Origin of the sequence: Roseateles aquatilis, assembly GCF_002205645.1 — a bacterium.
Classification (GTDB): domain Bacteria; phylum Pseudomonadota; class Gammaproteobacteria; order Burkholderiales; family Burkholderiaceae_C; genus Roseateles; species Roseateles aquatilis.
In genome coordinates this window covers 76,924-103,670 of the sequence record NZ_NIOF01000016.1, presented here as the reverse complement: position 1 = coordinate 103,670, position 26,747 = coordinate 76,924, and the positions used below count along the sequence as shown (strand labels likewise).

The window sequence follows — 26,747 nt, the reverse complement described above, 5'->3', positions numbered from 1 at the left end:
TCCTCACAGGCCGGTGGGGCAGTGGAACTGGTTCAGCTCGGGCAACCGGAAGGGGTTGCGCACGCTGCTGGTGGTCACCTCGAAGACCGCCTTGCGGCCGTCGATGTCGAAGATGACGCGGAAGCGCTCCGGCGCGTTGGTCGGCTCGATCTTGAAGCGCTCGAAGAGGCGGAACAGCGCCCATGGCCCATCGTTGACCATGCCCGACGACCCGCTGGCGCTCGCCGGGCTGAACTGCACCCGCACCTGCGAGCTGCCGCGTGGCCCCGGCCACTGGATCGACATCGGGATCTGCGGCCCGTGGCTGTAGCGCACGATCTGTCCGTCGACGTCGAGGATGAACTGCTGGATCGTCGTGTCCATCTCCACCGGCTTGAAGTCCAGCCGCAGCGACGGCGTGCTGGTGCCGGGGAAGAAGGTCTCCTTGATCGCCGCGGCGCGCTGGAACTGCGGCAGCGTGCCGGCGTCGCCGCCCAGCGGCGTGCCCTCGACGGCGCGGAATTTCCACGGCCGCGTGGTGGTGTCCACATACGGCGCCAGCTTCTGCTGGAAGAGCTGGTCGATCTTGCCGCCCGGGCCGAACAGCATGGCGAAGTCCGCCTGCGTCGCGTCGCGCGTCGAGTTGCGGTCCAGCGGATAGCGGCCGGCGACGGCCTGCTGGCAGAACTCGCCCACCTGCGATCGCACCTCCATGCCCAGGTTCTGCCGCATCGCGCCCTGCGAGACGCGGGCGCTGCTGGTGCCCAGCTCGTCGAGCATCGCGCGCAGCGGCTGCGGCATGCGCGCGGCCTCGGCCTTGAGGCGGTTGGGCACCGGCGACGGCGGCGGCGCGCTGCCGCCCTTGAGGGCCGAGTCGGCGGCGGTCAGCATCAGGTTGGCCTCGGCGATCAGGCCGATGGTGTCGTCCAGCGGCGCCTTGCCGCCGCCGGGCGGCGCGGTCACCATCAGCCGCAGGCTGGCGAAGCGGTCGTCGACGATGTTTTCGATGCGCGGCGCGTTCGGGTCGGTCCCCGACAGGCCGGGCTGACCCGGCTGGCCGGGCTTGCCCGAAAACATGCCGGCGATCTTCTCGCGTGATTGCTGCACCAGGTCGGCGGCGCGGCGCTCGGCGTTCTCGATCGCGTTGCCGGGCTGGGTCAGCGTCGTTTCCCTGGACGCCGCACGCAGGAAAGGCACCAGCGGGTTGTCCGGGGCGGACAGCAGCCGCGAGCGTTCCACCGACTGCGGCACCGTCGCCATCGGTAGCAGGCGCACGTCGGCCAGGAAGGTCTCCCAGCTGGAGGCGTAGTCGTTCAGGTAGAGCCGCCGCACCTCGTCCACCAGCGGCGCGTTGGCGCGCACCATCGCGGCGGCGTCCTTGGGCGCGTCCGGCACGCCCAGCACCCAGGGCTGCTCGGCGGCCAGTTCGTCCGCCACCTGGCCGACCCGGGGCTGGAAGCCGCGCAGGTAGGCGTCGCGGGTGTAGAGCCCGGGCACGCCCTGCGTCAGCGGCGCGCCGTTCACGCGGGTGAAGACCAGCGCGGCGTTGTGGCCGGCGGCGCGCGCGACGGTGAAGTCGGGGAACTCGCGCCCCAGGCCCTGCGCCCGCAGCCGGTTGTAGACCCGCTGCGGCAGCGCCAGCGTGGCCAGCTGCGTGCGCGTGGCCTTCAGCAGCGAGGTGTCTTCCGGCAGCGGCGACGCGATGCCGCCCTGCGACAGCAGCGCGTCCAGGTGCGCGCCGAGCTGGGCGCGCTGGTCCGGCGTCAGCTCGCGGCGCGTCGTCAACCAGTCGGTCTCGATGTGCTGCTTCAGCGCCTGCGCGTCGAAGTGGGCCGTGTCGTGCAGCATCACGTAGGCCTTGAGCGCCTCGTACAGCGTCTCCGGCGTCGCGGCGCCCTGGCGCAACTGCTCCTCGATGCGCAGCGTCAGCCGCGGCAGCACCGCGTCGCCGAGCATGCGCTGGTACGCGGCGCGCGCGGCGCTGTCGAGCTTGTTGCCCTGGAACAGCCCCATCCGCCTGGACCACGGCACGTTGTCGTCCACCGCCGCCAGCGCGCGGGTGGCCTCCAGCGCCGGCAGGATGGGCAGCAGATCGGCGGTGGCGCGGTTGGGCGTGGCCTGCAGCAACTGGCGCACCTGGTCGGCGCGGGCCGAGACCTCGTCGACGTAGCGCCGGTTGTTGAGGTAGCTGATCGTCCACGCGCTGATCAGGCCGACGCCCGCGAGCGCCACCACCGCGTAACCTGTCAGCGCCATCGCGTTGCGACGCCGCTCCCAGCCGCGGTGCGTGCCGCCCAGGCCGGCCTCGGCGAAGACGACCTCGCCCAGCAGCCGGTTGAGGAAGTAGCTGCGTCCGCTGGCCTGGTTGGGCGCCTGCACCGCGTTCTCCAGCTGATAGCTGCGCGCGACCGAGCCCAGCACGCGGTCGATCGGCGTGCCCTCCTGTGTGCCGCTGACGAAGTAGACGCCGCGCAGCGGCGGTTGCGCCTCGTAGGGAGAGGGCGCGAAGACGCCCTCGGCGAACTCCGCCAGCAGGCCGCGCAGGCTGGCGAATTGCGCCGGGAAGCCGTAGATGCGGGCACGCCGCTGCGGGTCGCGCTCGGCTTGCAGCCGGTCGATCAGGCCGTCCTGCAGGCGCTGCTCCAGCGCGTCGAACTCCGCGCCGAAGCCCGCCAGCGGCGAGGCGCTCTGACGCGGGAAGGTGAAGCCCCACGGCGCCGCGCGCTGGTCCTTGTCCAGCGTCGCGAAGTAGTCCATGAAGCCGGCCAGCAGGTCGGCCTTGGTGACCAGCAGATAGATCGGGAAGCTGATGTCCAGGTCCTTCTGCAGCTCCTGCACGCGGGCGCGCACGGTGGCGGCGTGCTGCGCGCGCTCCGCCGGGCTGCGCGCCAGCAGGTCGGTGACCGACACCGTCACCAGCGCGCCGTTGATCGGCTGGCGCGGGCGCGAGCGGCGCAGCATCTGCAGGAAGCCGCTCCAGGTGGCCTTGTCGTTGTCCGGATCGCTGTCCTGCGTGGTGAACCGGCCGGCGGTGTCGATCAGCACGGCGCGATCGGTGAACCACCAGTCGCAATGACGCGTGCCGCCGACGCCGCGGATGGCGTGCTCGCCCATCTGCTCCGCGAGCGGGAAGTTCAGGCCGCTGTGCCGCAGCGCCGTCGTCTTGCCGGAGCCGGGCGCGCCGATGATCAGGTACCAGGGCAGCTCGTAGAGATAGCGCCCGCCGAAGCGCGAGCGCAGCCGCGCGCCGAAACCCGAGGAGCCCTCGGCGCCGAAGCGAGAGCGCTGCAGCGTCTGCAGCGCCTGCCGGAAGCGCTCGCGCACGGCGAGCATGTCGGGGCTGTCGCGCTCGGGCACGTCGGCCGCGGGCTGCTGGAGCAGCTGATTGACGACGGCGGTGTTGCCGCGTTTGGCGCGCCAGCGATTCCACGCGATCACGCCCGCCACCAGCAGGACGATGAGGCCGATCGTGAGCCAGCGCGAGCCTTCGCTCTCCAGCGGACGCAGCTCGCCGATCGCCACCAGCGGCCCGATGATCCAGATCACCAGCGCCACCGCCAGCAGCAGCACCGCCAGCAACACCCAGCGGTTGAAGATCCAGCCCAGGAAGCGTTTCATCGGGAAGCTCCGCGCGCCGGCGCCTCGGGGACGCGGCCGTTGATCATCAGACTGATTTCGACGCGCCGGTTCAGCGCGCGGTTGGCCGGCGAGTCGTTGGGCACCAGCGGCTCGGCGTCGGCGCGGCCCTCGGCGCGAATGCGCTCGGGCGCGACGCGATGCGCCACCAGCAGCTCGCGCACGGTGTTGGCGCGCTCCTCCGACAGGTGCCAGTTGGACGGGAATCGTGGCGTGCGCATCGGCGTGTTGTCGCTGTGGCCGGTCACCAGGATCGTGCCCTGGACCTGCGCCAGCGCGTCGGCGATGCGGGTCATCAGCGCCTCGCGCTCCGGCATCAGCGTGGCGCTGCCCAGCGGGAAGACGCCGTCGCCGCGGATCGTGACGACGCTGCGGTCGACCTCGTCACGCACCGCGACCAGGCCGCCCTTGATGTCGGACTGCAGGAACTGCGCCAGCCGCGGCTTGGCCGGCGGGGGCGGCGGCGCCACCACCGGCGGCGACAGCCGCAGCGACTGGATCTGGCCGAAGACCGGATCGGAGCGCTCCGCCAGCGACAGCGTGAAGAACAGGTAGGCGGCCACCAGCAGCAACGTCGTCAGCGCGGCGGCGGCGGCCAGCGGCAACCAGCCGATGTGGCGGCGCTGCGGCGTCGCCTCGACCTGCCAGTGCTGCGCCAGCGCGGCCGGATAGTCGCCGCGCTGCTGCTTGAGGATCTGCGCGAGGCGGTCGCGCACCGCCTCCAGCTGTGCGTGGCCGTTGTCGATGACGCGGTAGCGCCCGGCGAAACCCAGCGTCAGCGCGGCGTAGATCAACTCCAGCAGGTCGCGGTTGGCGTCCGGCTTCTCGGCCAGCCGGGCCATCAACTGGAAGACCTTCTCGCCGCCCCAGGTCTCGTTGTGGAACATCGACAGCAGGCTGTGCCGGGCCCACACGCCGGAGCCGCCCCAGGGCGTGTCGGCGGCGGCCTCGTCGATCATGGTGCAGAGCACGTAGCGCGTGGCCATCACGCGCTCGGGCGGAATGCCGGCGGCGGCCGCGCGCGCGGCGAAGTCGCGCACGCCCTGCGCCAGGTTGTTGCGCAGCGCGGCCACGTCGTCGACGCGGCGCGTGGCGCGCAGCTGCGGCACCAGCAGCAGCAGCGGATTGGCCAGCGACAGCAGCGGGTTCAGGCCGGGCGCGGGCTGGCCGGCCTCCGGCGGCAACGAGTCCGGCGACGGGGAGGCGCCGCGCGGCGCGGGTGCGCCGCCGGGACGGGGCTTGATGAAGGTGCGCTGATCGTCGAAGCCTGCGAACGGATCGTTGAGCGCCGAGGGGTCCATGCCGGCTCCCGGAGGTTACTGTCGTGAATCGAGGAAGGAAGCGGGGACGACACCGCGACGGCCGTGGGCGGCTATTGCCGGATCGCCCACAGTTCCAGCTCCAGTCCGGGGAAGTCGCCGGCCACGTGCAGCGCCAGGCTGCCGTTGCGCTCCAGTTGTTTCCAGAGCTCGCCGCCCCGGTCCAGCTCGAAGTAATGGAAGCCCGCGTGGAAGGGCAACTGGCGCGGCGCCACCGGCAGCGGGCGCAGGCTGATGCCGGGCAGCTGCAGGTTCACCAGGTCGCGGATGCGGTCCACCGGGCCGAGCTTGGACTGCGCCGGGAAGCGCTGCCGCAACTGGTCCGCCGCGACCTGCGCGTTGACCGCGATGACGAAGCTCGCGCTGCGCAGCAGGTCGCCGTCCGGCACGACGGCCGTGCGCACGCCGTGGCTGCGCTCGATCAGGTCGATCTGCAGCGCGTTGCGCTCCAGCACCACGGACAGCATGCGGCGCAGGTCGTCCAGCAAGGGCGCGAAGCTGCCGCGCAGGTCGTCGTGGCGATACAGCGGGTACTCGGTGGCCAGGCGGGTGTCGCTGACGAAGGTCGCCAGGTCGCCGGCCAGTTGCAGGCAGTCGCGGTGCAGCAGCTCCGGATGGATGTGCGGGGACGCGGCATGCTGGCGGAACAGCGGATCGGCGCGGTTCAGCGCCTGCAGCATCAGGAAGTCGGCCAGTTCGGACACGCCGTTGCCCAGTTGCCCCATGCGCGACGACAGCAGCTGCGCGCGTTGGCGCACCAGGCCGTGCAGCAGCGCGGCCATCGCGGACAGATGGCCGCTGGCGTCGATGCGGCTTTGCGGCGGGATGTAGCCGCGGTCCAGCACGACTTGCTGGTCGGCGCGGCGCTCGGCGACGCGCGCCACGCCCAGCGACGCGTAGGCATCGTTGAGCTCGCGCGCCGGCAGCAGGCGCAGCGTCAGGGCGCCGGTCTGCACGGGCTCGGGCTCGTCGCCGGCGCTGGTGAGGTCGCGCAGGTCCTGGTCGACGACGTGATAGCGGTGCAGCTCGCCGGCATCGTGGCCGTTGAACGCGACCTGGTCGGTGCCGGGGCGCGCGATCGGCGCGGCCAGCACGATCAGGTCGCCCTTGAGGTCGGCCGGCACTTCCAGCGGCGCGAGCGCGGCGTCGGCCTGCGGGATCTGGAAGGGCGTGCCGTCGGGCAGGATGCCGCTCGCGCGCACGATGCCGACGCGGCCGACGCTCAGCAGCGCCTCGTCCAGCACCAGCTCGGTGAAGCCCCAGCCGTGCGGCGCCAGCGCGCGGGCGCGGCTGTCGACGAGGTGCTCCAGGTAACGCGTCTCCTGCTGGAAATGGTGCGGCAGCAGGAACATGCCCTGCGTCCAGACGACCTTGCTGTGCCAGCTCACGGCTGCTTGACCGTCGCGCTGACCGAGAGCTCGTCGGCCTGGATGACGATCTCCTGCTTCTTGCCGACGTTGACCGGCACCACGGTGCGCCAGCGGGCGTTCTCCAGATCGCGGTAGGCGGCGAAGACGGCGATGAAGCGCGTCTCCGGCGCGAGCGTGCGACGCAGCGGGCGGGACTCGCCGGGCTGCAGCGTCATCTCCTCGCGGGCGACCATCTCGGCGCCGAGCTCGGCTTGGTCCTTCTGGTACAGGCTGATGAAGTCGGCCGAGTTGAAGGCGTTGGCCGACTTCAGCTCATAGACGCGCACCAGCAGCGGGGAGGGCCGCCTGGTGACGCTGGGGTTCACCTGCGCGGACGCGGTGACACTGCCGTTGACGACCGTCGGCTTGGGCGAGCTGGAGAACGGGTTGAGGCTGGAGACCGAGGAGCAGGCGCCCAGGGCCAGCAAGGCGGCGGCGCCGAGCACCGCCGCGGCGGCCCTCCTCGATGATCGAATGAATCCGGAACGCGGCGTGGGCATCTGGCTATCCTTCTTGACCGGAAGAAAGGATAGCCAGCGGGCGCCCCGGGACCTCGTGACTTAGGTAATCGAGGTCGGCCGGGGAGGGGCCCGTTCAGGCCCCGCGCAGGCGGAACTGGCTCACCAGTTGCGCCAGCTGCTGGGCCTGGCCGTTGAGGCTTTCGGCCGCGGCGGCGCTTTCCTCGACCAGCGCCGCGTTCTGCTGCGTCACCTGGTCGAGCTGCGTGACCGCGCTGCCGACCTGCTGGATGCCGCCGTTCTGCTCTTGCGTGGCGGCGGAGATCTCGCGGATCAGCGCGTCGACATGGCCGACCTGCTCGACCACGCGGCGCATCACCTCGCCGGCGCCCTGCGCCTGCTTGGCCCCGGTGTCCACGCGTTGCGCGCTGGCCTGGATCAGGCCCTTGATCTCCTTGGCCGCGCCGGCCGAGCGCTGCGCCAGCGCCCGCACCTCGGAGGCCACCACCGCGAAGCCGCGGCCCTGCTCGCCGGCCCGGGCCGCCTCGACGGCGGCGTTGAGCGCCAGGATGTTGGTCTGGAAGGCAATCGCGTCGATGACGCCGATGATGTCCTCGATGCGGCGCGAGGATTCGCTGATGCCGTGCATGGTCTGCACCAGCTCGCCGACGGCCTGGCCGCCTTCGCTGGCGGCGCCGGAGGCGTCCGCCGCCATGCGGCTGGCCTGGCCCGCCGAGGCGGCGTTCTGCGCCACCGAGCTGGTCAGTTGTTCCATCGACGCGGCCGTTTCCTGCAGGCTGCTGGCCTGGCTTTCCGTGCGCTGGCTGAGGTCGGCGTTGCCTTGGGCGATTTCCTTGGAGCCGGTGGCGATGCTCTCGCTGCTGTCGCGCACCTGACCGACCAGCGTGCCAAGCTGCGCGACCATGTGCGCCATCGAGCGCAGCAGCTCGGCCGGCTCGTCGCGGCCCTCGGCGCGGATGTCCAGCGTCAGATTCCCGCCGGCGACTTCCTCGCTGGCCGAGACGGCCTGCGCGATCGGCTCGGTGATGGAGCGCGTGACCTGCCAGGCCAGCACGATGCCGATGGCCAGGGCGATCGCGACGGCGGCCAGGCTGACGCGCAGGCCGTAGTTGTAGGCGTTGGCGGCGTCGTGCGCGGCCTGGTCGCCGCCGTCGCGGTTGAACTTGACGTCCTTGTCGATGGCGGCGGACATCGTGGTGAAGAGGTCGGAGGAGCGGCCCGTGGCCAGCTTGCGCGCGGCCTCGTGCTGCGCGTCGCCACCGCTGATGGCGCGCTGGAGCTCCGCGTCGGCGTCCGAGAAGTTCTTCCACGCGGACTGGATCGCGACGTAGAGACCGCGCTCGGTGTCGCTGGTGATGCTGGGCTCGTACTCCTTGGCGGCGCGGTCGAAGTCGCGCATCGCGGCGTCGTGCTGGGACGCCATGTTGGCGCGACCCGCGTCGTCGGCTTCGAGCGCGCCACGCAGCGAGGTGCGCCGCACGGTGTTGGCGGCGCTCTGCATCTCGGCCAGCTTGGCCACGCTGGGCAGCCAATTGCCGTTGAGATCCTGGACGTTGTCGTTGATCCGGGCCAACTGCACCACGCCGAACCAGGCGGTGAAGCAGAGCAGGGCGAGGACGGTGGCGAAGGCGAGCGCGAGACGCTTGCCGATACGGAAGTTGCGAAGCATGGACATGGCGCGGACCGTAGGGCTGGGGAGGTGCCCGCAGGATGCGCGTCCGGGCCTTCAGAAACCTTGCTTTTTTCACCCTGTCACAGCGCGAATGGCGAGGACGCGAAATGCGTCACGGTAGCGGTGTCATGCAGGTGACGCCCCAGGGCAGGAGTGCCCGGGATCTGTCGCCGGAATGTCGCTGATGTGTTGCTGATGTGTTGCTGAATGTGGCGCGGAAAGTGGGACGGAAAGTGGCGCGGCGCGGGACCTCGGGCGGCCTCTCATGCTCGCTTGTCCCGAGACGACAAGCGCGCCGCGATGCCCTATGCTCGCGGCCGTCGCGCCGGGCATTCCGTGCGCGGCCGGTTCCGCGCCGCGCCGTCGATCCTCTCGATCGATGGTCGGCACCGACAAGCGGGACGAGGCATCGGTTCTTCCACGTCACGCTCGGCGTGATTTAACGATAAATATGCGGCCCGCCAGGAGCCTTCCGATGAATGCTGATCTTTCAGGGACCGTCGTCGCCGACGGTCGGACGCCCGCGCGGTCGAAACGCCATCCGCTGACCTGGGTGCCGTCGCTGTACCTCGCGATGGGCCTGCCCAACGTGCTGATCGGGGCGGTGGCCGCGATCCTCTACAAGAACCTGGGCGTGTCCAACGGGGACATCGCGCTCTACACCTCGCAGATGTACCTGCCGTGGGTGCTCAAGCCGCTGTGGTCGCCGCTGCTGGAGCCCTACAAGACCAAGCGCTGGTGGGTCATCACGATGCAGTTCCTGATGATGGCGTCGCTGGGCGCGGTGGCCTTCTGCCTGCCGCTGGAGGGCTTCTTCCGCGCGTCGCTGGCGTTCTTCTGGATCACCGGCTTCGCGTCGGCGACGCAGGACATCGTGGCCGACGGCGTCTACATGACGACGGTGACGCCCACGGATCAAGCGCGCTACGCCGGCGTGCAGGGCATGTGCTGGAACCTCGGCGCGGTGATCGCGTCCGGGCTGCTGGTGTCGCTGACGGGGTGGATGCACGCCACGCTGCAGTGGGACTGGGTGCGCTGCTGGATGGCGGTAATGCTCGGCGCGGGGCTCATGATGGGCGCCTTCGGGCTGTGGCACCTGCGCGTGCTGCCGACCGGCGCGCCGTCGTCGGTGCGCGGGCGCGACCTGGGCAGCTCGATGGTGGCGCTGCGCGCGTCGTGGGTGACGCTGTTCCAGAAGCCGCGCATCTGGACGATGCTGGCCGTCGTCTTCTTCTATCGCTTCGGCGAGGGCTTCATCGAGAAGTTCGGGCCCTTGTTCCTGCTCGACCCGCGCAGCGCGGGCGGCCTCGGCCTGGACAACGCGGCGCTGGGGCACATCTACGGCACGGCTGGCACGATCGCGTTCATCGCCGGGGCCTTCCTCGGCGGCTTCCTGGTGGCGCGGATGACGCTGACGCGCTCGTTCCTGCTGCTGGCCGTCGCGCTCAACCTGCCGCACCTGACCTACTACTACCTGAGCCACGCGTTGCCGGACAACCTGCTGCTGATCGGCGCGGTGGTCGCGGTGGAGAAATTCGGCTTCGGCATGGGCTCCGTCGGCCACATGCTGTACATGATGCAGCAGGTCGCGCCGGGGCCCTTCAAGATGACGCACTACGCGATGGCCACCGGTGTGATGGCGCTGACCAAGTGGGCCACGGGCAGCGTCAGCGGCTGGCTCTATGCGGGTGTCGGCCAGCATTACGCGAGCTTCTTCGGCTGGGTGCTGGTGTTCTCGATCCCGCCGATCGTGCTGGCGTGGCGGGCGCCGTTTCCGGTGAAGGTCGACGCGGCGGAACCCGGCGGCGCGCACGCCGGGCATTGAACGCCGACGCGGCGAAGCGGCCGTCCCCGACGCGGCGCCAGATGACCGGAATGTCATCCCGCCGCGGGCGTGCCGTCGAGGCTCGATTCCTAAAGTCCGTTCCGTGATGTGCATCGAAGCAGCCCCGCCGGGGCGCCGGGCACGTCCGCAAGACTGCAGGAGATCCTCATGACCCGTTCCTTCGCCGCCCCCTCCGTCATCGCCGCGCTGCTGCTGTCCGTCGGCGCCGTGTCGGCCCAGGCCGCGCCGACCGCCGAGCCGCGCCTGGCCAACGGCAAGTCGGTGCACGGCGCGCCGGCTGAATCCGCGCGGCCCGACCGCGTGATCGACCTCGCCCAGGTGAAGGGCGGAGAGCTCAACATCGTCTGCGGCGAGACCGTCCAGTTCCGCAGCGGCGACAAGGCCTTCAACTGGCGCTTCGACTCGGTGGGCCATCGCGCCGTCGACGTGAAGGACATCGCGCCGGCCGGCTTCACCGACCGCTCGACCTGGGTCTTCGTCGAGCGCAACGACGGCGAGCGCAACTGAACAAGCGGCGCGGAGCTTCCTAAAATCCGCGGGTCGGCGCCGCCGGAAGGCGCGCGCCGCGGGCATGATCCCGATACGAATCGACAAGGGCGCCGCACGCGTCCATGCCCGGTGGGCATGGCGAAGCGGCGCCGACGCGCTGGAGGGCGCCGAACGACATGAGAGTGCTGGTCGTGGAAGACGAGCTCAAGCTCGCGGCCTATCTGCGCAAGGGGCTGGGCGAGGAAGGCCATGTGGTGGACCTGGCGCATGACGGCGTCGACGGCCTGCACCTGGCGTCGACGGGCGAGTACGACCTGGTCGTGCTCGACGCGATGCTGCCCGGCATCGACGGCTTCGCGGTGCTGGCCGCGCTGCGGCAATCGAGCGCGGTGCCCGTCATCATGCTGACCGCGCGCGGCCAGGTGGAGGACCGCGTGCGCGGCCTGCAGGGCGGCGCCGACGACTACATGGTCAAGCCGTTCGCGTTTTCCGAGCTGGTGGCGCGCATGCAGGTGCTGCAGCGCCGTCACGGCGCGCGCACCGTGGCCGAGGCGACGCGGTTCCAGGTCGCGGACCTGGAGCTGGACCTGCTGCGCCGCAAGGCCTTGCGCGCCGGGCAGCGGCTGGAGCTGACCGCCAAGGAGTTCAGCCTGCTCAGCCTGCTGGTGCGACGCCAGGGCGAGGTGCTGTCCCGCACGGAGATCGCCGCGCAGGTCTGGGACATGAACTTCGACAGCGAGACCAACGTCGTCGAAGTCGCCGTGCGGCGGCTGCGCGGCAAGCTCGACGCGCCGTTCGATCGGCCGCTGCTGCACACGGTGCGCGGCATGGGCTATGTGCTGGAGGCCCGCGATGGGCCGGCTGCGCACGCGGACGAGGGCGGCGCCGGCGGAGCACCCGACCGATGAGCGCGAGCCTGCGCGGGCGCCTGTCGCGGTGGCTCGCGCTGCAGACGATGCTGGGCCTGGGGCTGGTCTGCACCGTCGTCTACCTGGTGATCGCGCTGACCCTGTCGCAGCGGCAGGACGAGATCCTGGCGCAGAAGCGCATGGCCGTTCAGGGCCTGCTGACCGAGGCCCGCGGCGCGCACGAAGAGGCCGACGTGCAGCACCTGCTCAACGACTTCCTGGCCGGGCACGACGATCTGTCGCTGATCGTCTCCACGCAGCAAGGGCGCATCGTCTATCAGACGACGCGGCCGCTGCCGCCGTCGGCGCGCGCCAGGCGCGTCGACTTCGATCTGCGCTTGCCCGATGCGCTGGGGTCGGCGGGCTCGGCGGTGCTCGCCTTCGATCGCGGCAGCGATCAGGCGCTGCTGCGCCGGCTGGCCTGGACGCTGCTGCTGACGGCCGTCGGCGGCGCGCTGGCGGTCTCCGCCGGCGCCTGGGTGCTGGTGCGGATCGGACTGGCGCCGCTACGGGACCTGGTCGACCAGACGGCGCGCGTGAACGCGCTGCGGCTCGATCGGCGCCTGGACGGCCAGGCGCAGGCCCACGAGCTGCAGCCGCTGATCGGCCAGTTCAACGCGCTGCTGGACCGGCTGGCGGTCTCCTACGGCCAGATGGAAGCGTTCAACGCCGATGTCGCGCATGAGCTCAACACCCCGCTGTCCACGCTGATCGGCAGTTGCGAAATCGCGCTGCGCCGATCCCGCCCGGTCGAGGAATTGCGCGAGGTGCTGGCCTCCAACCTGGAGGATCTGCGGCGCATGGCCGGCATTGTGGCGGACATGCTGTTCCTGTCCAACGCCGAGCGCGGCCACGCGGCGCGCCGGGCAGGGCCGGTGCCGTTGGCGACGCTGGCGGAGGACGTGATCGACTTCCACGAGGCCGCCTTGCAGGAGGCCGGCCTGCGCGCCGAGGTCCGCGGCGACGCGTTCGCCGCCGTCGACGCGGGGCTGGTGCGGCGCGCGCTGTCCAATCTGCTCGGCAACGCGACGCGGTATGCGCGGCCGGCATCGACCGTGCTGATCCACATCGAGGAGCTGGGCGACGGGCAGGTGCGCTTGTCGGTGCGCAACGAGGGGGCGACGATTCCCGCCGAGCATCTGCCGCGGCTGTTCGACCGCTTCTACCGGGTCGATCCGGCGCGCTCGGCGGCCGAGCGCAACCACGGCCTGGGGCTGTCCATCGTCGCCGCCGTGGCGCGCATGCATGGCGGCGTGGCCTCGGCCGAATCGGCCGGCGGCGTGACGCGCATCGGGCTGACCGTCAGCGACCGTTGAAGCCGGCCTCGCTGGCGGCGTCACCCTTGCCGCCGCCCAGCGGCGTGGCTGCCGGCGACGCCCTGGTCGCCGGGGTTCTCGCGGTCGACGTTCTTGTCGCCGTCAGTTGTCGCTGTCAGCTGTCGCTGGAATCGCCACCGCCGCCTCGCCCGCCGAGCACGTTCAGCGGAATCTTCAGGTAGCTGACCCCGTCGTCCTCCGGCGGCGGCAGGCGGCCCGCGCGGATGTTGACCTGGATCGACGGCAGGATCAGCGTCGGCATGTCGAGCTTCGCGTCGCGGCCGTCGCGCAGGGCGACGAACTGGGCCTCGGTGACGCCGTCGTGGACGTGGATGTTGCGCTGGCGCTGGGCGGCGACGCTCGTCTCCCAGGCCGGGGCGCGGCCGTCGGGCGGGTAGTCGTGGCAGACGAAGAGCCGCGTCGCGGGCGGCAGCGCCAGCAGGCGGTGGATGGAGCGATACAGCGTCGCCGCGTCGCCACCGGGGAAATCGGCGCGGGCCGTGCCGACGTCGGGCATGAACATCGTGTCGCCGACGAAGACCGCGTCCCCGATCAGGTAGGCCAGGCACGCGGGCGTGTGGCCGGGCACGAGCAGCGCGCGCGCCTCGATGGCACCGATGTGGAAGACCTCGTCGTCGCGGAACAGGTGATCGAACTGGCGGCCGTCGGGCAGGAACTCGCGCTCCAGGTTGTAGAGCTTGCGGAAGACCGCCTGTACCTCGCGGATGTGCTCGCCGATGGCGATGCGGCCGCCGACGCGCTCCTGCAGGTATCGCGCGGCGGACAGGTGGTCCGCGTGGGCGTGCGTCTCCAGGATCCACTGCACGGTCAGGCCGGCCTCGGCCAGGTGGGCCAGCACGCGGTCGGCCTGCGCGGTCGAGGTCCGGCCCGACTTGAAGTCGAAGTTCAGCACCGGATCGACGATCGCGGCCTGGCGCGTCGTGGGATCGGCCAGCACGTAGGTGACGGTGCCGGTCCGGTCGTCGAAGAACGCCCGGACGGCGAGGGGAGAAACGGGGGCGCTCATGGCATCGGCCCGGGGAAGCTGTCGGTGCCGGGCACTATATCGAGGGAATCCGGGGAAGGAGGGCGTCCCGGATCAAGGCCGCGTCGGCGCGGGCGCGCCATGCAGCCCCCTGCCGGCAGCCAGCGCGCCCCCACGTCAGACCAGTTCGAGCCCCACATCGATGTTGCCGCGCGTGGCCTTCGAGTAGGGGCAGGTCTCGTGCGCGCGCTTGATCAGCGTGTAGGCCGTGTGGCGCGGCAGGCCGGGCAGGCTGACCTTCAGCCGCGCGCCGAGGAAGTAGGCGTCGCCGTCCTTGCCGAGCTCGACTTGCGCGTCGACGGCGGCGTCCGCCGGCAGCGTCACGCCCAGCGCTTGCGCCGCCAGGCCCATCGCGCCGATGAAGCAGGCGGACCAGCCGACCGCGAACAGCTGCTCGGGGTTGGTGCCGGCGCGCGGCGACCCGGGCGGGCTCAGCGGGACGTCCAGCCGGCCGTCATCGGACTGGCCGCGGCCGTCGCGTCCGCCGGTGGTGCGGGTCCGGGCGGTGTACAGGATCCGCGGCAGGGCCAAGGGGGGGCTCGGCATGGCGGTCGAGGCCGAGGTCGTGGCGGAGGACGAAATCATGGCGGCGGACGAGGTCATGGTGGGCTCCGGTGAAGCAGCGTGGGGCTGCGTGGGCCGCATTTCATGGCGACGATGTATCGCCGATGTGTGAGCTCGACGGTCGATTCGCCGCCGCGCGTGTCGACGTGGGCGCCAGACACACTGCCATACAAATGCGCTGGCCGATGGTCGATGGCGACGGGGCTCGGCAGTCAGTTGCCGGCTGCGGGTTCGCCGCGGATCGGTCACTCGATCCGCAGCGACGCCGCGCGGGGTGGAGACAGCGTGGCGCCGTCCACCAGTTCCGTCGGCAGCACCAGCGTCGTGACATTCGGCGCCGGGCCCTCGCCGAGCTTGGCGTCGACGCACGCCACCAGCAGCCGCGCGGCGCGCTGGCCCAGTTCCCGCAGCGGCTGACGCACCGTGGTCAGCCGCGCGGAGCGCGCCAGCACCGTGTCGTCGAAGCCCACCACCGAGACCTGCTGCGGCACGCCGATGCCGCGCGCCGTCAGCACGTCCAGGCAGCCCATCGCGATCGCGTCGTTGCCGGCGAAGATCGCCTGCGGCATCTCCTGGCCGCGATGCGTCTCCAGCCACCGGCTCAGCAGCCGCCGACCGGACTCCGCGCTGAAGTCGCCCGCGACGACGCCGTCCGCCGGCGGCGTCAGGCCGGCCTCGCGGTAGGCGCGGTGGTAGCCGTCCACGCGCCGTCGCGCGCCCAGCACGTGCGGCGGTCCGGCCACGTGCAGGATGTGCCGGTGGCCGAGCGCCAGCAGCCGGGCCACCATCGCGTGCGCCCCGGCTTCCTCCTCGGCCTCCAGGTTGATGACGCCGGGCAGCTCGCAATTGCCGTGGATGCTGACCAGGGGCGTGTGGTCGGGCAACCGGTGGGCGTCGTCCGCGGCGAGTTGCGGCGCCAGCAGGATCAGGCCGTCGATGCGGCCGTCGCAGAAGGCCGGGATGCGGCGCGCGCCGTCGCTCCAGTCGGCCAGGGCGAAGACAGTCGTGTTCTGGCCCAGCTCGGCGGCGGCCTCGATCACGCCGTTGAAGACTTCCAGGAAGTACTGGTTCAGCTCTGTGCGCGACAGCGTCGTGGCGAAGCCGATCGTGTTCATGCGTCCCGCGGCCAGCGCCCGGGCCGTCGCGTTGGGGCGGTAGTTCAGGCGCCGCGCCGCTTCCAGGATCCGGTCGCGCGTCTCGTCGGCGATGCGCGACGACGTCTTGGCGCCGTTCAGTACCGCCGAGGCCGCCATCGCCGACACGCCGGCCTCGCGGCCGACGTCGGCCAGCGTCGCGGCATGGCGGGTGCTTCGGGGTTTGACGGGGGCGGTCACGAGGCTGGAACGGAGGGGCGAGGGGTGGGCAGGGGCCGGTGTCCGGGCGAGGCGGATCGGGAATCGCCGCGAGGCGTGGCGGCGTAGTGTCCCGTATTCGCCGGGGGGCGGGTCCGGCGTCCTGGCAGGACAGCGTCGTGGGGCGATCGAGGACGGCCGCGCCGGCCCGATGTGAAGCGTCGGTACAGGCGACGTTTCCGCCGGGTAATTGATCGTGCGATCAGCGCCAGGTCGTGCGCATCGACACCGCCGCGGGCCGCTGCTTAAGCTGCGGTTAACTTGGCGGTGCCACCTTACGTCCAGGGCAACACGTTGTTTGACGGCATCGTCGAACGTCATCGACCACCGAGGTTCCCGCAGCCCACGGCGACGCGATCAGGCGCCACCGGTGCGGGTCCGGACGGGTCGAAGGAGATGTGAATGAGCAAGTCCACCCCGATCTTCGCCATCGTTGCCGCGTTCGCCGCGGCGTCCGCGCAGGCCGCGACCGATCCCGACGAGTCGGCGCGCCGCACGGAGCGCCGGGCGATGGTCAACGAGCAGTTGCGGGCCGTGCAGGTCGAGCTCTATTGCGACCACCAGGACAACGCGATCCACCTGATCCGCGATGCCCGTCGCATGCTGATGGCCCATCGCGACGCCGACAGCGTCCGCGATCTGCGCCAGCTCGACAAGGTCAGCTGGCAGGTGCGCCACGGCGACACCGTCCAGGCCATCGCGACGCTGGAGTCGACGCGCCGCGAGGCGTGATCCCTCGGGCCGGCGGCTGGCCGCCGGCCTTGGCGCGGCGACGGGCCGCGTCGGTCCACCAGCGATCGCCGCCGGCGGACCGTGCCCGCGGCCAGGGACCGTGCCGGTCCAGGCGCACGGACCACGCCTGGAGGACGCGCCGCGAGGCTGGCGCCGCGGCGATCACGCCGCGTGGGTCAGTCGATAGAGTCCGACATCGACCCGGCCGCTGAGGAAGCCCGCCTCGCAATAGCAGAGGTAGTACTCCCACAGGCGCTTGAACGGCAGGTCGAATCCCAGCGCCTCGATCGCGGGCCATTCGGCGATGAAACGTCGGCGCCACTCGACCAGCGTGCGCGCATAGCTGCCGCCGAAACGGTCGGACACGGTCAGCGCCAGCCCCGCGCGCGCGGCCTGCTCGGCCAGCCGCTCCGGCGTCGGCAGCATGCCGCCGGGGAAGATGCAGCGCTGGATGAAGTCCGGGCAGGCGCGGTAGCGCTCGAAGAAGGGCTCGGCGATCGTGATCGCCTGCAGCAGCGCGGTGCCGCCCGGCGCGAGCCGGTCTCGCAGCGTCGCGAAGTAGGTCGGCCAATAGGCCTCGCCGACGGCCTCGATCATCTCGATCGACACGATGCGGTCGTAGCGACCCTCGCGATCGTCGAGATCGCGGTAGTCCTGCAGCCGCAGGTCGACCCGATCCGCGACACCCCAGGCCGCCGCGCGCTCGCGCGCGAACGCGAGCTGCTCGGTGGACAGCGTCACGCCGGTGACCTGCGCCTCGAAGCGGCGCGCCAGCGTCGCCGCCAGCGTGCCCCAGCCGCAGCCGATCTCCAGCACCCGCGCGCCGGGCCGCATGTCCATCAGGTCGAGGATGCGGTCCAGCCGGCGCGCCTGCGCCGATTCGAGCGTCTCGCCGTTGGCATGCCAGCGCGCGCGCGATTCGGCATCGGTGTCGCCGCGGCTTCTGTCACTGGGCGCCGCCGCTGCGCCCGCGCCGGCGTGGATGTCGGCGCCGGCCTGCGTGCCTGCCTGGAAGCCGGCATCCGCCGCGTCGCTCCCGGCGTACAACGCGCTCGAATAGAGCATGCTGTCGTCCAGCCAACGCGCGTAGAACGCGTTGCCCAGGTCGTAGTGGAAGGAGATATTGTCTCGGCTGCCGCGCCGCGTGTTGGCGCGCGCCCGGTGCAGCAACTTCGCCAGCCAGCGCGCCGGACCACGAGCCTCGGCCACGCCGCCCAGCGCCGACTCGTTGGCCAGGCCGAAGGACAGCAGCGCGGTCAGGTCGGAGGTGCTCCAGTCCCCGTCGCGGTAGGAGAACGCCAGGCCCAGGTCGCCCTGCAGCAGCAGCCGCAGCGCGGGGCGCCAGCGATGCAGCCGCAGGTCCGCCCGGGGGCCGGGCAGCGCGCCGGTGGCATCGACGCGGGTGCCGTCGGGCAAGGTCAGCGACAGGTGCCCGTGCCGGATGCGGGACAGCAGCCGGCGCACCGGCGCGCGGCGCGCGGAATGCACGTCGCCGGCGAGCGTCGCGGCGAAGGACAGGGGATCGGTCGTGGAGTTCATGGTCGTGGGCATGTCGGATCGCTCGGTCGGACGACGGTGAGCGGCGCGCTCGGGGCGGCCGGGCGGCGGTTCAGCCGCGCGCCCTTGAGCCACAGCCGCAGGGCTTCCCAATGGATGCCGCCGACGACCTTCAGCGTCAGCAGCGGATGGGTGATGAAGACGCGCAGCAGCGCGGCATCGGTGATCGGCGACCGGGCGGCCTCCAGGCGCGCGTGGAGCACCGGGCCTTCGCCGCACCCGTCGTCGCCGCGCCCGTCTGCGCCGTGGCCGACGCCGCAGCCGGGATGCACGCTGATGCCGATGGACAGGCGATCCTGGGGCGGCTCGATACGGAAGCGGTAATGCAGGTCCATGCCGAGGAACGGCGAGACGAACAGCTGCTTGTCGCAACGTTGCTCGACGAGGCGGGTGCGGCCGCGATCCTCGCGCGGCTCGTCGACCGGGATCAGATAGCTGTGCCGGTCGCCGAAGGTGTTGTTGACCTCGTAGACGATCGCCTGCAGGCGGCCGTCGCCGCCCGGCGCGTCGCAGAACCACACGCTCAACGGATTGAAGGCGTAGCCGAGGATCCGCGGCATCGCGAGCAAGCGGATCGTGCCGCCGCCCGGCAGCCCGGCCTCGCGCAGTCGAGCTTCCAGTTGCGACCGCAGGCCGGCGCCGTCGGACGCGCTGCCGTCGCCATGGTCGCCGGGGCGGAAGCTGAAGAGGTTGAACTGCCCCACCGAGAACCACCGCAAGCGCCGGTCCAGCGCCGCCAGCTCGTCGACGTCGAGCAACATCGAGAACACGCGGTAGGCGAGGCGATGCCGCATCGGCCGCAAACGCTGATGCATCACGCGGCCGACGTAGAGCGCCGAGCGCGCGATCGGTGGCGGCCGGTCCGGGCTCACGTCGCCACCGCCATGGGCAGGTGGATGCGGCCGGACTCGTCGGCGACCGACCAGGGGCGGCGCACGCCGCCCAGGGCTTCCGCCACCGCAAGACCCGCCTGCAGGCCGTCCTCGTGGAAGCCGGCGCCGAAGTAGGCGCCGCAGAACCAGGTCCGCTGCCGGCCCTGCAGCGACCACAGCTCGCGCTGCGCGGCGATCGCGGCGGCATCGAAGCGGGGATGGTCGTAGACCTCGGTGCGGATCAGGTGCTCGGGGCGCGGCGGCGTCGGCGGATTGAGCGTCACGAACAGCGGCGGCGCGCCGCGGCCTTGCGGCAGGTGCGGCTGCAGCCGGTTCATCCAGTAGGTCACCGTCGGCGGCGCGTCGGCCTGCCGATCGGCGAGGTAGTTCCAGCTGCACCACACCGCGCGTCGCCGCGGCATCAGCGCCGGGTCGCTGTGCAGCACGGCGAGGTTGCGGCTGTAGCTGAAGGTGCCGAGCAGGTGCGCTTCGGTGTCGCTGGGCGACGGCAGCAGGCGCAGCGCCTCGTCCGCATGGGTCGCCAGCACGACATGATCGAAGCGCTCCGTCCACGCGCCGCGCCGGGTGCGCAGTTGCACGCCCGCGGCGTCGCGCCTCAGGGCGATGACCGGCTCGTCGCGGTGGAGGCGGTCCGAGAAGCCGCGGGTGAGGCGACGCACGTACTCGCGGCTGCCGCCGTCGACGGTGCGCCAGACCGGCCGGTCGCTGACCTGCAGCAGCCCGTGGTTCTCGCAGAAGCGGACGAAGGCGGCGAACGGGTAGTCCCCGATCCGCGCCGCCGTGGACGACCAGATCGCGGCGCCCATCGGATAGAGGTGATCGTCGCGGAAGGCGCGGCCGTAGCCGCGGCTGTCCAGGTAGCCATCCAGCGTGAGGTCGCCGCAGGTCGCCACGTCGCGCGGCGCCTCGCGGTAGAAGCGCAGCAGCTCGGTGAGCATGGACCAGAAGCGCGGTCGCAGCAGGTTGGAGCGCTGCGCGAAAAGGCCGTTCAGGTCGGTGCCGGCGTACTCCAGGCTGCCGCGGTTCAGGCTGACGGCGAAGGACATGTCCGAGGCCCGCGTCGGCACGTCCAGGTGGCGGAACAGGGCTGTCAGGTTGGGGTAGGCCGGCTCGTTGTAGACGATGAAGCCGGTGTCCACCGGCACGTCGGTCGCGCCGCACGGGGCGTCGACGGTGTGGCTGTGGCCGCCGACGCGCGCGTCGGCCTCGAAGACTTCCACATGATGCCGACCGGACAGCAGCCAGGCGCAGGACAGGCCCGAGATGCCGGCGCCGACGACGGCGATGCGCAGGCGCGGCTGGTCCGAGGCCGTCGGCATGGCGGGCGTGGGGGGCTCTGGCTGGGGATCGCGGGCGGCGGACTCGGGCATCGGGGCGCTCCTCGGGGTTTTGGGTTCTTGTGAGGCTCTTGGCGCTTTCTACGCAGGCTCGTGCCATTTGGATTCATCGGCGGCGGAGCGGCCGCCGGATCGCCGGGCGCCTATCGCCCCTGGCGCGGGCTGAGCGATGATCCGGATCGCCGTCCAGCGCGTAGAAGCGACATGGGCACTCCGCGACGCGACGATCCGGCGACCGCCCCGGCCAACGGTCCGGGCGGTGCCACGCCGCCCGCCAGCCTCGGAAAACGCCACTTGACGATCGTTCCCTTCGACCCCGACCGCAGCGCCGCGCCGCCCCCCGAGGATTGGTCGGCGGCGCTGTGCCTGGTGGCGGAGCGGAGCGACCGCGAGGCATTCGGGCGTCTGTTCTCGCATTTCGCGCCGCGGGTGAAGAGCTACCTGATGCGCACCGGCAGCAGCGATGCCCTGGCCGAGGAGCTGGCGCAGGAAGCGCTGGTGACGGTGTGGCGCAAGGCGGCGCTGTTCGATCCGGCGCAGGCGGCCGTGTCGACCTGGATCTTCACCATCGCCCGGCACCTGCGTGTCGACGCGGCGCGCCGCCATCGGCTGGACGGCGCCGGCGACGAGTGCTTCGAATTCGACGACCTGGCGGCCGACCAACCCGACGCGGCGCAGCGGATCGACGCGACCCGGCTGGCCCAGCGGGTGCGCGAGGCGCTGCGCCGCCTGCCGCCGGAGCAGGCGCAGGTGCTGCGGCTGTCCTTCTACGACGACGAGCCGCATGCGCGCATCGCCGCCGAGCTCGACCTGCCGCTGGGCACGGTCAAGTCGCGGATCCGGCTCGCGATGGCGCATCTGCGCCGTCTGCTGGATCCTTGACCGCCGGCCGACGTCCGGCACCGACACAGACCGACATCGACACCGCCTTGCCCTCATTCCTTCGACCACGAGCCGACCGCACGCCCCGACCGATCATGTTGCCCCTGGACATCCGCCATCACCCCGCCGACGAGCAATGGCTGTCGCTCGTCGCGGGCTCGCTGCCGACCGGCCTGCGCCTGGTGCTGGAGACCCATCTCGAGCTGTGCCCCGCCTGCCGCGAGCAGGTCGCCGCGCTGCGCGCGCTGGGCGGTGTCGTGCTGGAAGAGCAGGCGCCGGCGCCGATGCGCGACGACGCGCTGGCGCGTGCCCTGGACCGCGTCGATGCGCTGGAGAACGACCGCTCGGCCGCGACCCCGTCGCCGGCCGCGCCGCGCAAGGTGCCCGCGCCGCCCCCCTTGCCGGACGGTGCCGTCTGGCCGCGCGCGCTGGCCGACTGCGCCGCGACGCGCTGGCGCTGGATCGGCCCCGGCATGCGCTGGAGCCGCGTCAGCGTGCCGGGCGCGCCCGAGGCCAACGTCTTCCTGCTGCGCATCGGCGCCGGCAAGTACCTGCCGCAGCACACCCACCGCGGCACCGAGCTGACGCAGGTGCTCTATGGCCGCTTCCATGACGGGCGCGCGCTGTTCGGGCCGGGGGACTTCGATCTCGCCGACGGCGAGGTGCATCACCAGCCGGTGGTGCAGGACGGCAGCGAGTGCATCTGCCTGGCCGCCGTCGAGGGACGGCTGCACTTCGACGGGCTCATCGCCCGCTGGTTCGGCGCGGCGGTCGGGATGTAGCCAGGGCGAGGGCGGCGGCGACACCGCTGGACACGCCGCTGACGACGGCGCCCCAGGCCAGGTCGATGATCGTCAGAGGCCAGGGCCAGTCGCGCAGCGTGGCCTGGTTGGTGAAGTCGTAGGCACCGTAGGCCAGCAGGCCGATGAAGGCACCGCGCGCCAGCGCGAGCACCGGCCGCCGCGCGGCCAGCGCCGGGCTCACCGCGAAGTACACCAGGCCGGCGAAGTACAGCGCGTAGAACAGTCCCGCCGCGGTCCAGTCCACGGTTGGCGACATCAGGTGACCGATCGCCGGGCGGTAGAGCCGCTCGTTGGTCGACGTCAGCCAGACGGCGTCCATCGCCAGGAAGACCAGCGCCGTCAGCGCGTAGGCGACCACGCCCTGTCGCGCGCGCGAGGCCACGTCGGCAGGGGCGACGGTGGCATGGCCGGCGATCTGGCCGGATGCAGGAGGCGCCGGGTCTGTGGGGCCGGACGTGTGGGCAGGGTCGGAAAGCGGGCGCATGGGTGCTCCTGAGGGGGGGCGTGCCGGCCCCGGTCACGGCGTGGCGGGTGCGGCGGGCAGGCGATAGGTGAGTTGCCGATCGCCCTTCACAAGGGCGTCGAGGGCAATCCACGAGCCGTCGGCGCGGTCGTACCAGACGGTGAGGTCCTGCTTGGCCGTCGACAGGCGCCAACGGATGGCGGCGCGCTCGCGGCCGTTCACCGGCACCGAGGCGTCGGGCAGGCGCTCGAAGCGCACGTCCTCGACCTGGCCGGTCTGCGGGTTGAGCAGACGGGTCTGCTCATGCAGCCTCGGGTGCCAGTAGGCGAAGCTCATCACGCAGGGCGCGGTAGCGCCGGAAGGACTCGACGAGCCCGACGAGCTTGATGCGCCTGATGCGCCTGATGCGCCTGATGCGCCGCCTGGCGCCTCACTGGCGCCACCGCCACCGACCGGCAGCCGCTGGTCCACCTGGACCGGCTTGCCGTCGTCGTCGGTGCGGGCGTGCAGCTCGCGCAGGCAGTCGCCCTGCCAGCGCTCGCGCGCCTCGTGGCGATAGCGGTAGACGGGGATGCCGAGCAGGGTGACGTCGAAGCGGGCGCGGCTGTCCACCTCGCGGGCCGAGGCCGGGCCGCTGACGACGAATCGATGCGTGCCGATGGGACGGCCGTCGAGGCGCGCCTCGAAGTTCCATTCCTGCGCGTGGGAGGCGGTGCAGACGACCGCGGCCAGCATCGCCGCCGTCGGCGGTGCCCACCGCCGCCCCGATGGACGGGCGGGCCGCGAGGCGGGCGCGGCCGGCTTGGCGCGCGGCGCCACGGATGGGCGAGCGGGCGGGCATGTCATCGGGGCGTGTCCCGCTTCGGCGGCCACGGGATGAAGGCGCTGGTGCGGGCGATGTAGTCGCGGTAGGCCGGCCGGCGCCCGCCGATGTCCTTTTCCAGCAGCGTGACGCCGGACACGCGCAGCAGCAGGATCGTCATCAGCACCGGCGATGCCAGGCACCAGGCCCGCGCCCAGCCGCCGCCCGCCAGGCCCATCACGGCGATGCCCCACCACAGGCAGGTTTCGCCGAAGTAGTTGGGGTGGCGGGAATAGCGCCACAGGCCGCGATCCATCACGCGGTCGCCGCTGGACGGCGAGCGGCGGAAGCGCGCCAATTGCGCGTCGGCCAGGGTCTCGACGGCGAGCCCACCCGCGGCGATCGACGCGCCGAGGGTGTCCCAACCCGTCCACGCGCCGCCGCCCGATGCGGCCAGCACCGGCAGGCTGACGATCCAGGCCAGCACCGCCTGCAACAGGAAGACCAGCCACAGGCTCTTCAGCGCGAAACCCGGCTGGCTGCGGTCGCGGATCGCGCGGTAGCGCCGGTCCTCGCCGTGGCCCCAGTTGCGCGCGGTGACGTAGACGCCGAGCCTCAGCGCCCAGGCCCCGATCAACGCCGTCATGACGACCAGCCGGGGATCCGCGCCCAGACGCCAGGCATAGAAGCAGGCCGGCACGGCGATGAAGGCGGACCAGACACGATCCGCCAGGCTGGCGTCGCGCAGCGGCACGCTGGCCGCCCAGGTGGGCAGCGCGATCGCCACGGCGATCAGCAGGCCGAGGCCGGCGGTGGTCGCGAGAGGGGGCATGGCCGTCGATCCTTCGTTTCCTGGCGGATTGGCTTCCGGGCCTACTGGCCCGGCTGATCGCCGCGCGGCGAGAAAAGGTAGTGGCTGACCCACCATTGCTGCCCACGGTCGTAGCCGAACAGCTCCTCGACCGACAGCAGGAACAGCCGCCAGCGCTGCCACCACATCGATGCGTCCCGCGCGCCGTAGACCGACACGAACATCGGCATCAGCGCCTGCCGCCGCGCGTCCAGCCGCTGCAGCCACGCCGCGGCGGTGCGCTGGTAGTGGCGGCCGTCCCAGCGCCAGCGCTGCTCCAGCGCGAGCTCGTCCTGGCACAGCAGCGCCAGGTCGTCGCTGGGCATCATCCCGCCGGAGAAGAAATGGCGGCTCATCCAGTCGCTGGCGTCGCGGGCCTCGAAGGCGTAGGGCGCCTCCCGGTGCGCGAAGACATGCAGGAAGAAACGGCCGCCGGGGCGCAGCCAGCCGGCCACTTGCGCGAAGGCGCGCGGCCAGTTGCGCAGGTGCTCGAACATCTCGACCGAGACGACGCGATCGAAGCGCCGATCGGTCTGGAAGGCGTTGAAGTCGCAGGTCACGACCTCCAGGTTGCGCAGCCCGCGGGCGGCGGCCTCGCCCTCGATGAAGCATCGCTGCGGCGCGGAGTTGGACACGGCCAGGATGCGCGACCGCGGATGACGCGCCGCCATCCACAGGCTCAGCGAACCCCAGCCGCAGCCGAGCTCCAGCACGTCCTGACCGTCCTCCAGGCCGGCACGGGCGGCGGTCTCGGCCAGCGCGGCTTCCTCGGCCGCCTCCAGCGTGTCGACGCCATCGGGCCACCAGCAGCAGCTGTACTTGCGCTGCGGACCCAGCATCGCGCCGAAGAGCTCGGGCGGCAGCTCGTAATGCTGCTCGTTGGCCTTGTCCGGCAGCAACGCCAGCGGCGCGTCGCGCAGTCCGGCCAGGAATCGCTGCGTCAGCGCGGCGCCCGACTCGATGTCGCCGTGGCGCAGCTCGTGCAGCCGCTGCCGCAGCAGGTGACGGATGCCGAGGCGCACGGCGCCGTCGGGCACCAGGCCGCGCTCGACCCAGCGGATGGTGGTGGAACTCTCGTCTCGTGACATGGGCGTCCTGCGCGGTTGGCCTTGACCGGGACCTGTACGCAGGATCCGCCGCCGTGGATCACTCCGGCCGCCGGTCCGATCGGTCCGATCGGTCAGCCCGTCAGCCCGTCGGCCCAGCAGCCCAGCGAGCCGGGCGGTCCGTCCTACATCAGGCAGCAGTCCACCGGCTCCAGCGGCGGCGGCACGTCGGTCTCGCCGAGCGACTGCAGCAGGTCGATCTCCAGCGTGCGGCAGATCGCGTCCAGCGGCAGGTCGTTGGCGCGCAGGCCGAAGGGCTCCTCGATCTCGTCGCCGACGGCGTCCAGCCCGAAGAAGGTGTAGGCCACGATGGCCACGACCACCGGCGTCAGCGCGCCCATCGAGTCGACCAGCCCGAACGGCAGCAGGAAGCAATACAGGTGGGCCGTGCGGTGCAGCAGCAGCGTGTAGGGGAAGGGCAGCGGCGAATTCTTGATGCGCTCGCAGGAGGCGGCCGCGGCGGTCAGGCCGGACAGCGTCGCGTCGATGGACGCCGCGAGCATGCTGTCCACGCGGCCCTGGCGCCGGCAGGACGCCAGGTCCTGCGCCATGCGCAGCATCAGGCCGGCCGGCTTGTTGGAGACCGACGCCAACGCATCGCCCTCGCCGCGGTCCAGCCAGCGCGCGACCTGGCCGTCGACGTCGGGCGTGCCGCGCAACTGGTGCTTGAGCGCGTGCGCGAAGGCGGCCATGCGCCGCACCATGCGGCGGCGCTCGTCGAGGGCGGCCTCGGCGGTGGCGTCGGTGGGCGCGTCGATCAGCGTCAGCACCTGGCGCGCGAGGCTGCGGCCGCGCAGCAGGATGTCGCCCCACAGCTTGCGGGCTTCCCAATAGCGGTCGTAGCAGGCGTTGTTGCGGAAGCCCAGGAAGATGGCCAGCGGCAGGCCGATCAGCGAGAACGGCAGCGCGGAGACCTGCAGCTTGTACTCGAACAGGCGCCCGTGGCTGAGCGTCACCAGCAGCGCCAACGCGACGTTGGCGGCCAGCGTCCATTTGATCTGGCCGAGGATGGATCCTCGCATCGCGAAGAAGAGGCGGATGCCGGACGGGCGCTCGCGGACGATCATGGCGGGGGGCTGTGGGCGCGGAGGCCGGCAGCTTAGCCCAGCCGCCGCGCCGGGGCGAGCCGGGAGTGCGCTGGCCGTTTGCCTCGATCGATCGCCAGGCGCCGAGGGGCCCGCCGCGCCGGTGGCGGGCGCGGGCGCGGGTGCTGGTGCTGGTGCGACGGCATCGGGGCGGCGCCGCGACGCCGTCGTTCCTGCGCCGATGCGGGGAAGCCCGCATGTGGAAAGGCACTACGGGACACCG

General features: G+C 71.9%; 23 protein-coding genes. 7 read left to right on the top strand and 16 right to left on the bottom strand.

Annotation, left to right across the window (positions count from 1 at the left end):
* Positions 1 to 3 precede the first annotated feature (3 nt).
* The 5 genes from tssM to CDN99_RS24440 form a co-directional block, all read right to left on the bottom strand.
* Positions 4 to 3,597, bottom strand: coding sequence for a type VI secretion system membrane subunit TssM (gene tssM / locus CDN99_RS24460; RefSeq protein ID WP_088387722.1), 3,594 nt, complete (start codon positions 3,595 to 3,597; stop codon positions 4 to 6).
* On the bottom strand, positions 3,594 to 4,916 hold the full coding sequence (locus CDN99_RS24455) for a DotU family type VI secretion system protein (protein ID WP_088387720.1): 1,323 nt from the start codon (positions 4,914 to 4,916) through the stop codon (positions 3,594 to 3,596). Before CDN99_RS24455 ends, tssM begins: the two co-directional genes overlap by 4 nt.
* A gap of 71 nt (positions 4,917 to 4,987) precedes the next feature.
* Positions 4,988 to 6,322: a type VI secretion system baseplate subunit TssK gene (gene tssK / locus CDN99_RS24450; protein WP_088387718.1), complete on the bottom strand. Its 1,335-nt coding sequence runs from the start codon at positions 6,320 to 6,322 to the stop codon at positions 4,988 to 4,990.
* Positions 6,319 to 6,843, bottom strand: coding sequence for a type VI secretion system lipoprotein TssJ (tssJ, locus tag CDN99_RS24445; RefSeq protein WP_088387716.1), 525 nt, complete (start codon positions 6,841 to 6,843; stop codon positions 6,319 to 6,321). The genes tssK and tssJ overlap by 4 nt, the downstream gene beginning before the upstream one ends.
* 94 nt (positions 6,844 to 6,937) lie before the next feature.
* Positions 6,938 to 8,497, bottom strand: coding sequence for a methyl-accepting chemotaxis protein (locus CDN99_RS24440; RefSeq protein WP_088387714.1), 1,560 nt, complete (start codon positions 8,495 to 8,497; stop codon positions 6,938 to 6,940).
* A gap of 472 nt (positions 8,498 to 8,969) precedes the next feature.
* Between CDN99_RS24440 and CDN99_RS24435 the strand changes: the two genes are divergently transcribed.
* The 4 genes from CDN99_RS24435 (at position 8,970) to CDN99_RS24420 (ending at position 13,053) form a co-directional block, all read left to right on the top strand.
* A complete protein-coding gene (locus CDN99_RS24435) occupies positions 8,970 to 10,319 on the top strand; it encodes an MFS transporter (protein WP_158218953.1) in 1,350 nt (449 codons plus the stop codon).
* A gap of 168 nt (positions 10,320 to 10,487) precedes the next feature.
* Positions 10,488 to 10,847: a CzcE family metal-binding protein gene (locus tag CDN99_RS24430; RefSeq protein WP_088387710.1), complete on the top strand. Its 360-nt coding sequence runs from the start codon at positions 10,488 to 10,490 to the stop codon at positions 10,845 to 10,847.
* A 158-nt stretch (positions 10,848 to 11,005) separates the two neighbouring features.
* Positions 11,006 to 11,737: a heavy metal response regulator transcription factor gene (locus CDN99_RS24425; RefSeq protein WP_088387708.1), complete on the top strand. Its 732-nt coding sequence runs from the start codon at positions 11,006 to 11,008 to the stop codon at positions 11,735 to 11,737.
* Positions 11,734 to 13,053 (top strand): heavy metal sensor histidine kinase, encoded by a 1,320-nt coding sequence (locus CDN99_RS24420; protein WP_088387706.1) that lies wholly within the window; start codon positions 11,734 to 11,736, stop codon positions 13,051 to 13,053. Before CDN99_RS24425 ends, CDN99_RS24420 begins: the two co-directional genes overlap by 4 nt.
* 115 nt (positions 13,054 to 13,168) lie before the next feature.
* On the opposite strand, the gene CDN99_RS24415 is transcribed toward CDN99_RS24420, so the two are convergent.
* The 3 genes from CDN99_RS24415 to CDN99_RS24405 all read right to left on the bottom strand — a co-directional run bounded on the left by CDN99_RS24415 (position 13,169) and on the right by CDN99_RS24405 (position 15,996).
* Positions 13,169 to 14,080: an MBL fold metallo-hydrolase gene (locus CDN99_RS24415; RefSeq protein ID WP_088387704.1), complete on the bottom strand. Its 912-nt coding sequence runs from the start codon at positions 14,078 to 14,080 to the stop codon at positions 13,169 to 13,171.
* Positions 14,081 to 14,215: 135 nt separating this feature from the next.
* A complete protein-coding gene (locus CDN99_RS24410; protein WP_088387796.1) occupies positions 14,216 to 14,644 on the bottom strand; it encodes an organic hydroperoxide resistance protein in 429 nt (142 codons plus the stop codon).
* Between the two features lie 263 nt (positions 14,645 to 14,907).
* Positions 14,908 to 15,996: a LacI family DNA-binding transcriptional regulator gene (locus CDN99_RS24405; RefSeq protein WP_158218952.1), complete on the bottom strand. Its 1,089-nt coding sequence runs from the start codon at positions 15,994 to 15,996 to the stop codon at positions 14,908 to 14,910.
* Positions 15,997 to 16,416: 420 nt separating this feature from the next.
* Between CDN99_RS24405 and CDN99_RS24400 the strand changes: the two genes are divergently transcribed.
* The gene (locus CDN99_RS24400) at positions 16,417 to 16,746 is read left to right on the top strand and encodes a hypothetical protein (RefSeq protein ID WP_088387700.1); all 330 of its coding nucleotides are present in this window, start codon (positions 16,417 to 16,419) and stop codon (positions 16,744 to 16,746) included.
* A 162-nt stretch (positions 16,747 to 16,908) separates the two neighbouring features.
* Here CDN99_RS24400 and CDN99_RS24395 read toward each other — a convergent pair whose 3' ends face one another.
* From CDN99_RS24395 to CDN99_RS24385, 3 genes are read right to left on the bottom strand one after another with little or no spacing between them, the layout of a single operon-like run.
* Positions 16,909 to 18,297, bottom strand: a complete 1,389-nt coding sequence (locus tag CDN99_RS24395) for an SAM-dependent methyltransferase (RefSeq protein WP_238139692.1) — start codon at positions 18,295 to 18,297, stop codon at positions 16,909 to 16,911.
* The gene (locus CDN99_RS24390; protein WP_238139691.1) at positions 18,282 to 19,175 is read right to left on the bottom strand and encodes a DUF1365 domain-containing protein; all 894 of its coding nucleotides are present in this window, start codon (positions 19,173 to 19,175) and stop codon (positions 18,282 to 18,284) included. Before CDN99_RS24390 ends, CDN99_RS24395 begins: the two co-directional genes overlap by 16 nt.
* Positions 19,172 to 20,515 carry an NAD(P)/FAD-dependent oxidoreductase gene (locus CDN99_RS24385; protein WP_088387698.1) on the bottom strand — a complete coding sequence of 448 codons (1,344 nt, stop codon included), beginning with the start codon at positions 20,513 to 20,515 and terminating at the stop codon, positions 19,172 to 19,174. Before CDN99_RS24385 ends, CDN99_RS24390 begins: the two co-directional genes overlap by 4 nt.
* A gap of 222 nt (positions 20,516 to 20,737) precedes the next feature.
* On the opposite strand from CDN99_RS24385, the gene CDN99_RS24380 reads away from it, so the two are divergent.
* A complete protein-coding gene (locus CDN99_RS24380) occupies positions 20,738 to 21,415 on the top strand; it encodes a sigma-70 family RNA polymerase sigma factor (protein WP_088387696.1) in 678 nt (225 codons plus the stop codon).
* 95 nt (positions 21,416 to 21,510) lie between these two features.
* Positions 21,511 to 22,197, top strand: coding sequence for a ChrR family anti-sigma-E factor (locus CDN99_RS24375; protein WP_238139690.1), 687 nt, complete (start codon positions 21,511 to 21,513; stop codon positions 22,195 to 22,197).
* Here CDN99_RS24375 and CDN99_RS24370 read toward each other — a convergent pair.
* The 5 genes from CDN99_RS24370 to CDN99_RS24350 all read right to left on the bottom strand — a co-directional run bounded on the left by CDN99_RS24370 (position 22,160) and on the right by CDN99_RS24350 (position 26,506).
* On the bottom strand, positions 22,160 to 22,702 hold the full coding sequence (locus tag CDN99_RS24370) for a DUF2177 family protein (protein ID WP_088387694.1): 543 nt from the start codon (positions 22,700 to 22,702) through the stop codon (positions 22,160 to 22,162). The genes CDN99_RS24375 and CDN99_RS24370 overlap by 38 nt on opposite strands.
* Positions 22,703 to 22,735: 33 nt before the next feature.
* Positions 22,736 to 23,416: a DUF6134 family protein gene (locus tag CDN99_RS24365; protein ID WP_088387692.1), complete on the bottom strand. Its 681-nt coding sequence runs from the start codon at positions 23,414 to 23,416 to the stop codon at positions 22,736 to 22,738.
* Between the two features lie 107 nt (positions 23,417 to 23,523).
* Positions 23,524 to 24,315: a DUF1295 domain-containing protein gene (locus CDN99_RS24360; protein ID WP_088387690.1), complete on the bottom strand. Its 792-nt coding sequence runs from the start codon at positions 24,313 to 24,315 to the stop codon at positions 23,524 to 23,526.
* A gap of 41 nt (positions 24,316 to 24,356) precedes the next feature.
* On the bottom strand, positions 24,357 to 25,421 hold the full coding sequence (locus tag CDN99_RS24355; protein ID WP_088387688.1) for an SAM-dependent methyltransferase: 1,065 nt from the start codon (positions 25,419 to 25,421) through the stop codon (positions 24,357 to 24,359).
* 143 nt (positions 25,422 to 25,564) lie between these two features.
* Positions 25,565 to 26,506, bottom strand: a complete 942-nt coding sequence (locus CDN99_RS24350; RefSeq protein WP_088387686.1) for a bestrophin family protein — start codon at positions 26,504 to 26,506, stop codon at positions 25,565 to 25,567.
* Between the last annotated feature and the right edge of the window lie 241 nt (positions 26,507 to 26,747).

Coding starts and splice junctions, on each gene's coding strand:
- tssM (WP_088387722.1), bottom strand. CDS start 3,597: ATGAAACGCTTCCTGGGCTGGATCTTCAACCGCTGGGTGTTGCTGGCG.
- CDN99_RS24455 (WP_088387720.1), bottom strand. CDS start 4,916: ATGGACCCCTCGGCGCTCAACGATCCGTTCGCAGGCTTCGACGATCAG.
- tssJ (WP_088387716.1), bottom strand. CDS start 6,843: ATGCCCACGCCGCGTTCCGGATTCATTCGATCATCGAGGAGGGCCGCC.
- CDN99_RS24440 (WP_088387714.1), bottom strand. CDS start 8,497: ATGTCCATGCTTCGCAACTTCCGTATCGGCAAGCGTCTCGCGCTCGCC.
- CDN99_RS24435 (WP_158218953.1), top strand. CDS start 8,970: ATGAATGCTGATCTTTCAGGGACCGTCGTCGCCGACGGTCGGACGCCC.
- CDN99_RS24430 (WP_088387710.1), top strand. CDS start 10,488: ATGACCCGTTCCTTCGCCGCCCCCTCCGTCATCGCCGCGCTGCTGCTG.
- CDN99_RS24425 (WP_088387708.1), top strand. CDS start 11,006: ATGAGAGTGCTGGTCGTGGAAGACGAGCTCAAGCTCGCGGCCTATCTG.
- CDN99_RS24420 (WP_088387706.1), top strand. CDS start 11,734: ATGAGCGCGAGCCTGCGCGGGCGCCTGTCGCGGTGGCTCGCGCTGCAG.
- CDN99_RS24415 (WP_088387704.1), bottom strand. CDS start 14,080: ATGAGCGCCCCCGTTTCTCCCCTCGCCGTCCGGGCGTTCTTCGACGAC.
- CDN99_RS24410 (WP_088387796.1), bottom strand. CDS start 14,644: ATGCCGAGCCCCCCCTTGGCCCTGCCGCGGATCCTGTACACCGCCCGG.
- CDN99_RS24400 (WP_088387700.1), top strand. CDS start 16,417: ATGAGCAAGTCCACCCCGATCTTCGCCATCGTTGCCGCGTTCGCCGCG.
- CDN99_RS24395 (WP_238139692.1), bottom strand. CDS start 18,297: ATGCCCACGACCATGAACTCCACGACCGATCCCCTGTCCTTCGCCGCG.
- CDN99_RS24385 (WP_088387698.1), bottom strand. CDS start 20,515: ATGCCGACGGCCTCGGACCAGCCGCGCCTGCGCATCGCCGTCGTCGGC.
- CDN99_RS24380 (WP_088387696.1), top strand. CDS start 20,738: ATGGGCACTCCGCGACGCGACGATCCGGCGACCGCCCCGGCCAACGGT.
- CDN99_RS24375 (WP_238139690.1), top strand. CDS start 21,511: ATGTTGCCCCTGGACATCCGCCATCACCCCGCCGACGAGCAATGGCTG.
- CDN99_RS24370 (WP_088387694.1), bottom strand. CDS start 22,702: ATGCGCCCGCTTTCCGACCCTGCCCACACGTCCGGCCCCACAGACCCG.
- CDN99_RS24365 (WP_088387692.1), bottom strand. CDS start 23,416: ATGCTGGCCGCGGTCGTCTGCACCGCCTCCCACGCGCAGGAATGGAAC.
- CDN99_RS24360 (WP_088387690.1), bottom strand. CDS start 24,315: ATGCCCCCTCTCGCGACCACCGCCGGCCTCGGCCTGCTGATCGCCGTG.
- CDN99_RS24355 (WP_088387688.1), bottom strand. CDS start 25,421: ATGTCACGAGACGAGAGTTCCACCACCATCCGCTGGGTCGAGCGCGGC.
- CDN99_RS24350 (WP_088387686.1), bottom strand. CDS start 26,506: ATGATCGTCCGCGAGCGCCCGTCCGGCATCCGCCTCTTCTTCGCGATG.